Origin of the sequence: Paraburkholderia sp. SIMBA_027, assembly GCF_046535315.1 — a bacterium.
GTDB classification, from domain to species: domain Bacteria; phylum Pseudomonadota; class Gammaproteobacteria; order Burkholderiales; family Burkholderiaceae; genus Paraburkholderia; species Paraburkholderia tropica.
In genome coordinates, this window is record NZ_JAWRWY010000016.1 from 203,157 (window position 1) to 214,361 (window position 11,205).

Annotated in this window: 8 protein-coding genes and 3 tRNA genes; 9 read left to right on the forward strand and 2 right to left on the reverse strand. The window is 63.8% G+C overall.

Going from position 1 to position 11,205, the window contains the following annotated elements:
- Window positions 1-22: 22 nt before the first annotated feature.
- The gene (fabI, locus tag SB764_RS28520; RefSeq protein WP_176079187.1) at window positions 23-814 is read right to left on the reverse strand and encodes an enoyl-ACP reductase FabI; all 792 of its coding nucleotides are present in this window, start codon (window positions 812-814) and stop codon (window positions 23-25) included.
- Window positions 815-923: 109 nt separating this feature from the next.
- Between fabI and SB764_RS28525 the strand changes: the two genes are divergently transcribed.
- The 5 genes from SB764_RS28525 to SB764_RS28545 all read left to right on the forward strand — a co-directional run bounded on the left by SB764_RS28525 (window position 924) and on the right by SB764_RS28545 (window position 7,513).
- Window positions 924-2,867 (forward strand): extracellular solute-binding protein, encoded by a 1,944-nt coding sequence (locus SB764_RS28525; RefSeq protein ID WP_410865803.1) that lies wholly within the window; start codon window positions 924-926, stop codon window positions 2,865-2,867.
- Between the two features lie 25 nt (window positions 2,868-2,892).
- Window positions 2,893-3,930, forward strand: coding sequence for a microcin C ABC transporter permease YejB (locus SB764_RS28530; protein ID WP_065060202.1), 1,038 nt, complete (start codon window positions 2,893-2,895; stop codon window positions 3,928-3,930).
- Window position 3,931: 1 nt separating this feature from the next.
- The gene (locus SB764_RS28535) at window positions 3,932-5,038 is read left to right on the forward strand and encodes an ABC transporter permease (RefSeq protein WP_065060201.1); all 1,107 of its coding nucleotides are present in this window, start codon (window positions 3,932-3,934) and stop codon (window positions 5,036-5,038) included.
- 5 nt (window positions 5,039-5,043) lie between these two features.
- Entirely contained in the window at window positions 5,044-6,654 is a 1,611-nt protein-coding gene (locus SB764_RS28540) for an ABC transporter ATP-binding protein (RefSeq protein ID WP_410865805.1), read from the forward strand.
- A 160-nt stretch (window positions 6,655-6,814) separates the two neighbouring features.
- Window positions 6,815-7,513: a C40 family peptidase gene (locus SB764_RS28545; RefSeq protein ID WP_074984471.1), complete on the forward strand. Its 699-nt coding sequence runs from the start codon at window positions 6,815-6,817 to the stop codon at window positions 7,511-7,513.
- A gap of 115 nt (window positions 7,514-7,628) precedes the next feature.
- Here SB764_RS28545 and SB764_RS28550 read toward each other — a convergent pair whose 3' ends face one another.
- Window positions 7,629-8,759: a patatin-like phospholipase family protein gene (locus tag SB764_RS28550; RefSeq protein WP_375790413.1), complete on the reverse strand. Its 1,131-nt coding sequence runs from the start codon at window positions 8,757-8,759 to the stop codon at window positions 7,629-7,631.
- A 338-nt stretch (window positions 8,760-9,097) separates the two neighbouring features.
- Here SB764_RS28550 and gltX point away from each other — a divergent pair, with 338 nt between their 5' ends.
- From gltX to SB764_RS28570, 4 genes are all read left to right on the forward strand, one after another.
- A complete protein-coding gene (gene gltX, locus SB764_RS28555) occupies window positions 9,098-10,519 on the forward strand; it encodes a glutamate--tRNA ligase (RefSeq protein ID WP_074984473.1) in 1,422 nt (473 codons plus the stop codon).
- Between the two features lie 294 nt (window positions 10,520-10,813).
- Window positions 10,814-10,889: transfer RNA gene (locus tag SB764_RS28560), tRNA-Ala, on the forward strand.
- Window positions 10,890-10,978: 89 nt separating this feature from the next.
- Window positions 10,979-11,054 (forward strand) — tRNA-Glu (locus SB764_RS28565).
- A 75-nt stretch (window positions 11,055-11,129) separates the two neighbouring features.
- Window positions 11,130-11,203, forward strand: a tRNA-Asp gene (locus SB764_RS28570).
- Window positions 11,204-11,205: the final 2 nt, after the last annotated feature.

Here is an 11,205-nt window from a genome sequence, read left to right on the forward strand (position 1 = left end):
AACGAAGCAACGCAGCTCGGACTTACTCGCCGAGATTCGCCATTCCGCCAACGACGGCGTTGAAGCCCGCATCGACGTGGACGATTTCCGCCGTCACGCCGCCCGCCAGATCGGAGAGCAGGAACGCGGCTGTATTGCCGACTTGTTCGATCGTCACGTTGCGTTGCAGCGGCGCATTGTGCTCGACGAAGTCGAGAATCTTGCCGAAGCTCTTGATGCCCGCAGCGGCGAGCGTCTTGATCGGGCCGGCCGAGATGCCGTTCACGCGCACGCCCTTTGCACCCAGCGACACCGCGAGGTAACGCACGCTCGCTTCGAGCGACGCTTTCGCGAGACCCATTGTGTTGTAGTTCGGGATCGCGCGTTCGGCGCCCAGGTAGGTGAGGGTGAGCAGCGACGCGTTGTCGGCGAGCATCGGCTGCGCGGCTTTGGCGAGCGCGGGGAAGCTGTACGCCGAGATGTCGTGCGCGATGCGGAAGTTCTCGCGCGTCATGCCGTCGAGGAAGTTGCCCGCGATGGCTTCTCGCGGCGCGAAACCGATCGAGTGCACGAGACCGTCGAGCGTGTCCCAGTGCTGCTTGAGGTCGGTGAACAGCGCCTCGATCTGCGCGTCGTCGGCGACATCGCAGGGGAACACCAGGTTGCTGCCGAATTCCTGAGCGAATTCCGTGATGCGGTCCTTGAAGCGATCGCCGACATACGTGAACGCGAGTTCTGCGCCTTCGCGCTTGCACGCCTGCGCGATGCCGTAAGCGATCGATCGGTTCGACAGCAAGCCGGTCAACAGGATGCGTTTGCCAGCGAGGAAGCCCATGAATTCTCCTAAATCAGGTCAATGCGCCGGGCGCCGGACGAGGCGGCGCCGCGCGGTTTGGGTAGAATTCTCTCACAATTGACTTGGCACCCCGGACAAATCCCTTTCTATGACGACAGGTACGCGAGGCAGGCAAACGCGCGTGGCGCGTGGGGCAAATCATCCTGCCTGGCGGCACGGCTGGCGATCCACGCTGGCGGGCGTCGCCGCGATGCTGACCGTGTGCTTCGCGGCCATGCCGCAGGCGCACGCGGTCTATGCGATCGCGCAGTATGGCGAGCCGAAGTATCCGGCCGACTTCAAGCACTTCGATTACGTGAACCCGGACGCGCCGCGAGGCGGCACGCTCGTGCTCGCGAATCCCGACCGACTGACGAGCTTCGACAAATTCAATCCGTTCACGCTGCGCGGTAATTCGGCGCCGGGTCTCGGCATGCTGTTCGAGAGCCTCACGACGGGCAGCATGGACGAAGTCGCCTCCGCGTACGGTCTGCTCGCCGACGACATCCGCATCGCGCCCGATCGTCTCTCGGTCACGTTTCATCTGAATCCGCGCGCGCGTTTCTCGAACGGCGACCCCGTCACCGCCGACGACGTGAAGTTCTCGCTCGACACGCTCAAAAGCCGCCAGGCCGCGCCGTCGATGCAGGCGTATTACAGCGACGTCACGCGCGCCGTGGTGGTCGATCCGGCGACCATCCGCTTCGAGTTCCGCAGCAACAACCGCGAGCTGCCGTTCATCGCGGGCGGCTTGCCGGTGTTCTCGCACAAGTGGGGGCTGCGCCCGGACGGCAGCCGCATCGCCTTCGACCAGCTTGCGTTCGAGCAGCCGATCGGCAGCGGACCGTACGTGATCGAGCGCTATTCGAACGGCCGCACCATCACCTATCGGCGCGACCCGAACTACTGGGGCAAGGATCTGCCCGTGCGTATCGGGCAAAACAACTTCGATCAGATCGTCTACAAGCTTTATTCCGACGACGTCGCGCGCCTCGAAGCCTTCAAGGCCGGCGAATACGATGCGCTCGTCGAATACGTCGCGCGCAACTGGGTGCGGCGCGACGTCGGCAAGAAGTTCGACAGCGGCGAACTCATCAAGCGCGAGTTTCCGCAGCATAACGGCACCGGCATGCAGGGCTACGTGATCAACCTGCGCAAGCCGATGTTCCAGGACGTGCGCGTGCGCCAGGCGCTCGATCTCGCGCTCGATTTTCAGTGGCTCAACCGCATGCTGTTCTACAGCCAGTACAAGCGCATCGACAGCTGGTTCGTGAACACCGATCTGCAGGCGAAGGGCGCGCCGTCGCCGGGCGAACTCGCGTTGCTCGAACCGTGGCGCAAGCAGCTCGATCCGGCCGTGTTCGGGCCGCCGCCCGCGCAGCCGAATACCGATCCGCCGGGCTCGCTGCGCGCGAATCTGCTCAAGGCGCGCGAACTGCTCGCGCAGGCCGGCTGGACCTATCGCAACGGCGCGCTGCGCAACGCGCAAGGTCAGCCTTTCGTGTTCGAGGTGATCGACGATACGGCCGCCTCCGCGCAATGGGCGCCGATCATGGCGCAGTACACGCAGGCGCTCGCGCGGCTCGGCATTCGCATCAACTATCGCTCGGTGGATTTCGCGCTGTATCAGAAGCGTCTCGACGATTTCGATTTCGACATCACGACGATCCGCTTTCCCGACGTGCAGGTGCCGGGCGTGGAGCAGCTCGACCGCTTCGGCAGCAAGGCAGCGGGCGAACCGGGTTCGGGCAATCTGATCGGCCTGAAGTCGCCGGCCGTCGACGCGATCCTGAAGGCGATGATGCAGGCGCAGACACGCGAGCAACTGCTCGACGCCACGCACGCGCTCGACCGGGTGCTGATGCACGGCTACTATGTGGTCCCGCAGTGGTATAGCGCGACGCATCGCGTGGCCTACAAGAACACGCTCGCGTATCCGTCGAAGCTGCCGCTGTACTATGGCGCGACCGACTGGATCATCTCGACGTGGTGGCTCAAGTCGTCGGCGCCATCGTCACAGCCATCGTCAACGCCGCCGCAGCCGCAGCACTGATCCTCTTCGAAGCGAGCACAGAATCATGTGGAGCTACATCGTCAAACGCCTGCTGCTGATGATCCCGACGTTGCTCGGCGTGCTCACGCTGACCTTCGCCGTGATCCAGTTCGTGCCGGGCGGGCCCGTCGAACAGGCCGTGCGCGATCTGCGCCGCGGCGCGGAGCAGGGCATGCCGTTCGGCATGCGCGCGCACTCGGGCGTCGACGCGCAACAGATCGCGCAACTCAAGCAGCTCTACGGTTTCGACAAGCCGCCGCTGCAACGCTATTTCCTGATGCTCGGGCGCTTCGCGCGTTTCGATCTGGGGCAGAGCTACTTCCATCATCAGAGCGTGTGGAAGCTGATCATTTCGAAGCTGCCGGTGTCGATCAGCATCGGTTTGTGGACCTTCTTTCTGACCTATCTGATATCGGTGCCGCTGGGCATCGCGAAGGCGGTGCGCAACGGCTCGCGTTTCGATCTGATCACGAGCCTCGTCGTGCTGATCGGTTATGCGATTCCAGGTTTCGTGCTGGGCGTGCTGCTGCTCGTGCTGTTCGGCGGCGGCACCTTCCTGCAACTGTTTCCGCTGCGCAATCTCACCTCCGACGACTGGGACACGCTCTCGCTCGGCGGCAAGATTCTCGATTACCTCTGGCATATCGCGCTGCCGGTGACGGCTTCGGTGGTCGGCAGTTTCGCCGTGACCACCATGCTCACGAAGAATGCGTTCCTCGAAGAGATTCGCCGCCAGTACGTGCTGACCGCGCGCGCCAAGGGGCTGTCCGAGCGCACGGTGCTCTGGAAACACGTGTTCCGCAATGCATTGCTGCCGCTCGTGGTGGGCTTTCCGGCGGCGTTCATCGGCGCGTTCTTCACGGGCAGTCTGCTGATCGAAACGCTGTTTTCGCTCGACGGCCTCGGCCTGCTGTCGTATGAGTCGGTGGTGCGGCGCGACTATCCGGTCGTGCTCGGCACGCTGTACCTCTTCACGCTGATCGGTCTGCTCACCAAGCTGATTTCCGATCTTTGCTACGTGTGGGTCGATCCCCGCATTCAATTCGAACAACTGGAGCGCTGAGTTGAACCGAGTCCGCACCGGCGCCGAATCCGACCTGCGCACCGAGAGCGTGCGCGCCTTCAAGTCGCCCACGCCCGCACGCCGCGTATGGCTGCGCTTCAAGCAGCAGCGCCTCGGCTACTGGAGCCTGATTATCTTCGTCGTGGCGTTCGCGGCGAGCCTCGCGGGCCCGCTGTGGTGCAACGACAAGCCGATCGTCGTGCGCTACGAAGGGCATCTGTATTTCCCGCTTTTCAAGGACTATCCGGAGACCGCGTTCGGCGGCGACTTCCCGACGCCCGCCGACTATCTCGATCCGTACGTGCGTCATCGCTTCGATGCGCCGGGCAACTTCGCGATCTATCCGCCGAACCCGTACTACTACGACACGCTCAATTATTTCTCGAAGGTGCCGAACCCCGCGCCGCCGTCGCGGCAGAACTGGCTCGGCACCGACGCAAGCGGACGCGACCTGTTCGCGCGGCTCCTGTACGGCTTCCAGGTGTCGGTGGAATTCGGGCTCGTGCTCACGGCCATCGGCACGGTGCTCGGTGTGCTGGCGGGGGCGATACAGGGCTATTTCGGCGGGCGCGTGGATATCGTCGGGCAGCGCCTGATCGAGATATGGAGCGCGATGCCCGAGCTGTATCTGCTGATCATCTTCGCGTCGATCTTCGAGCCGGGCTTCATCCTGCTGATCGTGCTGCTCTCCCTGTTCGGCTGGATCGGCTTGTCCGATTACGTGCGCGCGGAATTCCTGCGCAACCGCAATCAGGACTACGTCCTCGCCGCGCGTGCGATGGGTTTGTCGAACTGGCAGATCATCTGGCGTCACGTGCTGCCCAACAGTCTCACGCCCGTCATCACGTTCCTGCCGTTTCGCATGAGCGGCTCGATTCTCGCGCTCACCAGTCTCGACTTTCTGGGCCTCGGCGTGCCGCCGCCCACGCCGAGCCTCGGCGAGCTGCTCGCGCAGGGCAAGGGCAATCTCGACGCCTGGTGGATTTCGATGTCGACGTTCGGCGTGCTCGTCGTCACGCTGCTGCTGCTCACCTTCATGGGCGACGCGCTGCGCAACGCGCTCGACACGCGCATCGCCGACGCGATGAAAGCCGGAGGCAATCAGTGAGCGCCATGCCTCAAGACATCCCCGCGCCGCTGCTCTCGATCGAGCATCTGAGCGTGCGCTTCGGCGACACGCTGGCGGTCGACGACATCGCGCTGGCGATCGGGCGCGGCGAGCGTGTGGCGCTCGTCGGCGAATCGGGCTCGGGCAAGACGGTGACGGCGCTCGCGATCCTGCGTCTGCTGAGCGACGCGCGGATCGACGGCACGATCCGCTTCGACGGCGAAGACCTCGTTGCGAAGAGCGAACGCGAGATGCGCGGCCTGCGCGGCAACGACATCGCGATGATCTTCCAGGAGCCGATGACCGCGCTCAATCCGCTCTATACGATCGGCGAGCAGATTGCGGAAACCATCGTGCTGCACGACGGCGTGACGAAGAAGGAAGCCTACGAGCAGGCCGTGGGGCTGCTGGAGCGCACGGGCATTCCCGAGCCGCGCCGGCGCCTGTTCAACTATCCGCATCAACTGTCGGGCGGTCAGCGTCAGCGCGTGATGATCGCGATGGCGCTCGCGTGCCGTCCGCGTCTGCTGCTCGCCGACGAACCGACCACGGCGCTCGACGTGACCATTCGCGGTCAGATCGTCGAGTTGCTGCTCGAATTGCAGCGCGAGGAGGCGGCGCGGCGCGGCATGTCGGTGCTGCTGATCACGCACGACCTGAACCTCGTGCGCCGCTTCGCGCAGCGCGTGGCGGTGATGGAGAAGGGCAAGCTTGTGGAGACGGGCGCGGTCGAGCAGATTTTCGAGGCGCCGAAGCATCCGTACACGCAGCGCCTGATCGCGAGCCGGCCCGAGCGCAACGTGCTGCCCGTTTTGCCGATCGCGCCGGTGCTGCTTGAAGCGAAGCAGGTGAGCGTCGATTTCGCCACGAAATTGCCGGGGTTCAAGGGCTGGTTCGAGCGCGGGCGGTTTCGCGCGGTAAACGATGCGAGCGTGTCGGTGCGCCAGGGCGAGACGCTGGGCATTGTCGGCGAGTCGGGGTCCGGTAAATCGACGCTCGCGCTGGCGATGCTGGGATTGCAGCGCACGGCGGCGGGCGCGGTCGAGTTCCAGGGGCGCGCGCTCGCGAGTTATCAGGGCCGCGACAAGCTCGGTTTGCGCTCGCATCTGCAGGTGGTCTTTCAGGACCCGTTCAGTTCGCTTTCGCCGCGCCAGACCGTGGAGCGCATCGTGGGGGAGGGGCTCGCGCTGCATCGCGCCGATCTCTCCGCCGAGGAGCGCCGCAAGCGCATCGTGGGCGTACTGCGCGAAGTGGGGCTCGACCGCACGGCGCTGCAACGCTATCCGCACGAATTTTCCGGCGGCCAGCGCCAGCGAATCGCCATCGCGCGCACGCTGGTGCTGGAGCCGCGCGTGATCGTGCTCGACGAACCGACCAGCGCGCTCGACGTCTCGATCCAGCAGCAGGTGCTGCGTTTGTTGACCGATCTGCAACGCAAGTACAACCTGGGCTACGTGTTCATCAGCCACGACCTCGAAGTGATCGGGGCGATGGCGCATCGCGTCGCCGTGATGCAAAACGGGGCCATTGTCGAGACGGGAGATGTAACAAAAATCTTTGACGACCCCATTCATCCTTACACGCGAAAGTTGCTGAAAGCTGCCTTCGATCGATGAACGTTCGAAGAACTTTAGGGGGAATTTTGGTGAAATTCACCAATGAGGTGCGCATCGCGATTGTATTTTTCTATAAGTTTTGACACACAAATACTTACTGGCTAGTATCGTCCAAACTTTTCTTCTAACTCCCTGATTTACGGGCAATTTCTACCGACCCATGCAGCACCGATACTTGACCCAGGCTTGCACGCGCGTCGTCGCCGGGATGTTCATCGGCGTCCTGATGGCAGCAGCTCCCGGCGCGTTCGCCGACGAAGCTAGCAGCTTCAACCAGAATGTCTCATTTTCGCCGAGCAATTCGGCGAATGCGCAGTCGCTCCCCGCCGTTCAAAACGCTACCCAGACCGCATCGCCGGCTGCCCCGGCTCCGTCCGAAGGCGGCGCGAAGTCGTTCCTTTCCGGCATGGCCGGCAAAGCGGGCGACGTCGTGGTGGGCGCGCTGAACATGATCGGCGTGCGTTACCGCTGGGGCGGCAACACGCCGGATTCGGGGCTCGATTGCAGCGGTTTCGTGCGCTACGTGTTCCAGGACACGCTGGGCCTGAACCTGCCGCGCCGCGCCGAGGAAATGAGCCGCGTCGGCGAGAAGGTGAGCATGAGCAACCTCAAACCGGGCGACCTCGTGTTCTTCAACACGATGCGCCGCACGTTCTCGCACGTCGGCATCTATATCGGCGACAACAAGTTCGTGCACTCGCCGTCCACCGGCAGCACGATCCGTGTCGACGATCTGGACGACGGCTATTGGGAAAAGCGTTTCACGGGCGCACGCCGCGTTGAAACGTCGTTCACGCCGGATCAGGCGCAAAGCCTCAAGCAGCGCGTGAGCGCGCAGTTCGACGGCAGCGGCAACTAAAGTATTGCGTTGGGGTCTGCCGGTCCGCTACTGCGGCATCGGCGCAAAAAAGCCTGCTTCATACGAAGCAGGCTTTTTTGCGTTCGGGCGCTGATGTGGCGCCCGGTTTGGGCGCTCAGGCCGCGCGTGCCGCCGCGAGCTTGCGCTCGATTTCCGCCGCCGCGCGCGCGCCGGCTTCCTCGCCCGCGAGTATCGCGGCGTTGCGCTGCGTGAAGTCGCTGCTCGACATCGCGTTGAGGCTCGGACGAATCACTACGTCGGCGTACTTTTCGAGCTCGTAGGTCTTGATCGACTGACCCATGATCGTGAAGGTCTGCATCAGCACGTCGAACTGGCTCAGCGTCGAGGCCGTTTCCGGGCGCGACGAGATGTCCACGGCGATCACGAAGTCCGCGCCCATCTTTTTCGCGAACGAGGCCGGCACGGGGCTCACAAGGCCGCCGTCGACGTATTCGTGGCCGCCGATCTTCACCGGCTCGAAAATCGACGGAATGCTGCACGACGCGCGCACCGCAATGCCGGTGTTGCCGCGCTGGAACAGGATCGGCTGGCCGGTTTGCAAATCGGTGGAGACCACGCCGAGCGGTTTGGCCATTTTCTCGATCGGGCGGTCGTGCAGTGTCGTGTTCAGGAAGTTCTGTAGTGCAATGCCTTGCAGAATGCCGCGCGTGCGGAACGGCATGGCCCAGTCGCTGATCGAGGCTTCGTCCATCGTCAGCGCGAGCTTGTTGATCGCGAAACCGTTCAGGCCCGACGCGTAGAGCGCCGCGACCACTGAGCCCGCGCTCGTGCCGGTGATCAGATCGACCTGGATGTTGCGCGCCTCGAGTGCCTTGATTACGCCAATGTGCGCGAAACCGCGCGCAGCGCCGCCGCCGAGCGCGAGACCCACGCGGATCGGGCGCGGATTGCGCGCGACGGGCGGTGGAGCGACCTGCGGCTTGTTCTGCGGCGTCTCCGTGCCCGTGGTCGTGCAGGCGGCGAGGACCGAGGAGGCGGCCGCGAGCGAGGTGAGCGACGCGAGCGAGAAATGGCGGCGGCTCAGTGACAGCGAGGCGGCGGGCGCCGCAGACTGCGGCTGATCGAGATCGTTGTGCTGGTCAGGCTTCGAACGGGACTTCAAGCAATTTCTCCAGGCGGCGCGGGCAGGAACGTCGAGCGTGTGGCGGGCGCGCCGCATTTTTTCTCGCGGACCGCGGCTGCGGACCGGGCGAAACTGGCGAGGAAGCCAGCGCGCCGACATGATAAGGCAAAGCAATACGCGATCACGCTTCGTACGTGTAACGCGGCGTGACGTGGCGCGCCATCGCGTCAGGTTCTTGCCGGCTGCGGGCCGCGCCCACTCCCGGCAAGGCCGAAGCCGCTGGCGGCGGGTATAATCCCGTCTCTAATTTTCCCGGTTTTCGTTCGCGTGAGCGCCGTGCGCCGTCGGGCTTTTCCACGAGCCCGCCGCGCCGCCACGGCCCGCGCCGCGAACCTTCGCCGAGCGCCGCCGACAGAACGCGTGCGCGACGTTGTCCGCCTTTCGCGCAACGCCGCCGCGCCTTCCGCTCGCCGGCCGGCATCGTCCTCGAGTATTCGCCCATGACCACGACTCCCGTCCGTACCCGCTTCGCGCCGAGCCCGACCGGCTTCATCCACCTCGGCAACATCCGCTCCGCGCTCTATCCGTGGGCGTTCGCGCGCCGCAACGAGGGCGTTTTCGTGCTGCGGATCGAGGACACCGACGTCGAGCGTTCGACGTCCGAATCGGTCGACGCGATCCTCGAAGGCATGCAGTGGCTCGGCCTCGATTTCGACGAAGGCCCGTTCTACCAGATGCAGCGCATGGACCGTTATCGCGACGTGCTCGCGCAAATGCAGCAGCAGGGTCTCGTGTACCCGTGCTACATGTCGACGGAAGAACTCGACGCGCTGCGCGAACGTCAACGTGCCGCAGGCGAGAAGCCGCGCTACGACGGCACGTGGCGTCCGGAGCCGGGCAAGGTCCTGCCGGTGCCCCCCGAAGGCGTGCAGCCCGTGCTGCGCTTCCGTAATCCGCTCACGGGCGTGGTCGCCTGGGACGACGCCGTGAAGGGCCGCGTGGAAATCTCGAACGAGGAACTCGACGACCTCGTGATCGCGCGTCCGGACGGCACGCCGACCTACAACTTCTGCGTGGTCGTCGACGACCTCGACATGAAGATCACGCACGTGATTCGCGGCGACGACCACGTGAACAACACGCCGCGCCAGATCAACATCCTGCGTGCACTCGGCGCCGAGCCGCCGGTCTACGCGCATCTGCCGACCGTGCTGAACGAGCAGGGCGAGAAGATGAGCAAGCGCCATGGCGCGATGAGCGTGATGGGATATCGCGACGCCGGTTATCTGCCGGAAGCGGTGCTCAACTATCTCGCGCGCCTCGGCTGGTCGCACGGCGACGCGGAAGTGTTCACGCGCGAGCAGTTCGTCGAGTGGTTCGATCTGGAGCATCTGGGCAAGTCGCCGGCGCAGTACGACCACAACAAGCTCAACTGGCTCAACAACCACTACCTGAAGGAAGTCGACAACGCGCGCCTCGCGGAGCTGTCGAAGCCGTTCTTCGCGGCGCTCGGTGTCGACGAAGCGGCGCTCGCGAAGGGCCCGGCGCTCGACGGCGTGGTCGCGCTCTTCAAGGATCGCGCGAACACGATCAAGGAGATCGCTGAAAGCGCGATGATGTTCTATCGCGAACCGCAGCCGGAAGCGGACGCGCTCGCGCAGCACGTGACCGACGCCGTGCGTCCGGCGCTCGCCGATCTCGCTGTCGCGCTGAAGGCTGCCGAGTGGACCAAGGAAGCGATCTCGGCCGCGTTCAAGGCCACGCTCGCCACGCACAAGCTCAAGATGCCGCAACTCGCGATGCCGGTGCGTCTGTTCGTTGCGGGCACCACGCACACGCCTGCAATCGACGCCGTACTCACGCAGTTTGGCCGTGACGTCGTGGTGAGCCGTATCGAACAAGGGCTTGCGAAGGGCGCCTGAAGTGGCTTGTCGTGGCTTGTTGTGAGCATTGCGCATGCACTCGGCGGCGTGCAAAAAGCAGGGGCGTGAACTTTTTTTGAAGAATTTTCGCTCTGGCACTAGCGCGACGCCGAGAGTTCTTGTAGTATTCGGGCTCCGTTGAATACGGAGCGCGAAACAGCAGCAAGTTTCACGCAAAGAGTGCTTGAATCGAGCAACGATGTTTCTCCGAAACACCGAAGCGATGAAAAAAAGATTCAAAAAGCTCTTGACGAAAGCGAAATTGATGTTTAAAATCTCGCTTCTGTTCTGCAAGGGGGTATAGCTCAGCTGGGAGAGCGCTTGCATGGCATGCAAGAGGTCAGCGGTTCGATCCCGCTTACCTCCACCATCAGAACAGGTAGTTTCCCAGTCGCAGTAAAGCTGGTGATTCGCAGGAATAGCTGTAAAGTGTAGTCAGGCATTATCTGAAAAGATCATGTCCCCTTCGTCTAGAGGCCTAGGACATCACCCTTTCACGGTGAGTACAGGGGTTCGAATCCCCTAGGGGACGCCAGGCATGAGCGTCGTCAACGAGGTTGGCGAGGCAGCAGGTGGGAGTCAACCAACGCCCATCTGTGATTGTCGCGTTGGAGCGGTAGTTCAGTTGGTTAGAATACCGGCCTGTCACGCCGGGGGTCGCGGGTTCGAGTCCCGTCCGCTCCGCC

Coding starts and splice junctions, on each gene's coding strand:
- fabI (WP_176079187.1), bottom strand. CDS start 814: ATGGGCTTCCTCGCTGGCAAACGCATCCTGTTGACCGGCTTGCTGTCG.
- SB764_RS28525 (WP_410865803.1), top strand. CDS start 924: ATGACGACAGGTACGCGAGGCAGGCAAACGCGCGTGGCGCGTGGGGCA.
- SB764_RS28530 (WP_065060202.1), top strand. CDS start 2,893: ATGTGGAGCTACATCGTCAAACGCCTGCTGCTGATGATCCCGACGTTG.
- SB764_RS28540 (WP_410865805.1), top strand. CDS start 5,044: ATGCCTCAAGACATCCCCGCGCCGCTGCTCTCGATCGAGCATCTGAGC.
- SB764_RS28545 (WP_074984471.1), top strand. CDS start 6,815: ATGCAGCACCGATACTTGACCCAGGCTTGCACGCGCGTCGTCGCCGGG.
- gltX (WP_074984473.1), top strand. CDS start 9,098: ATGACCACGACTCCCGTCCGTACCCGCTTCGCGCCGAGCCCGACCGGC.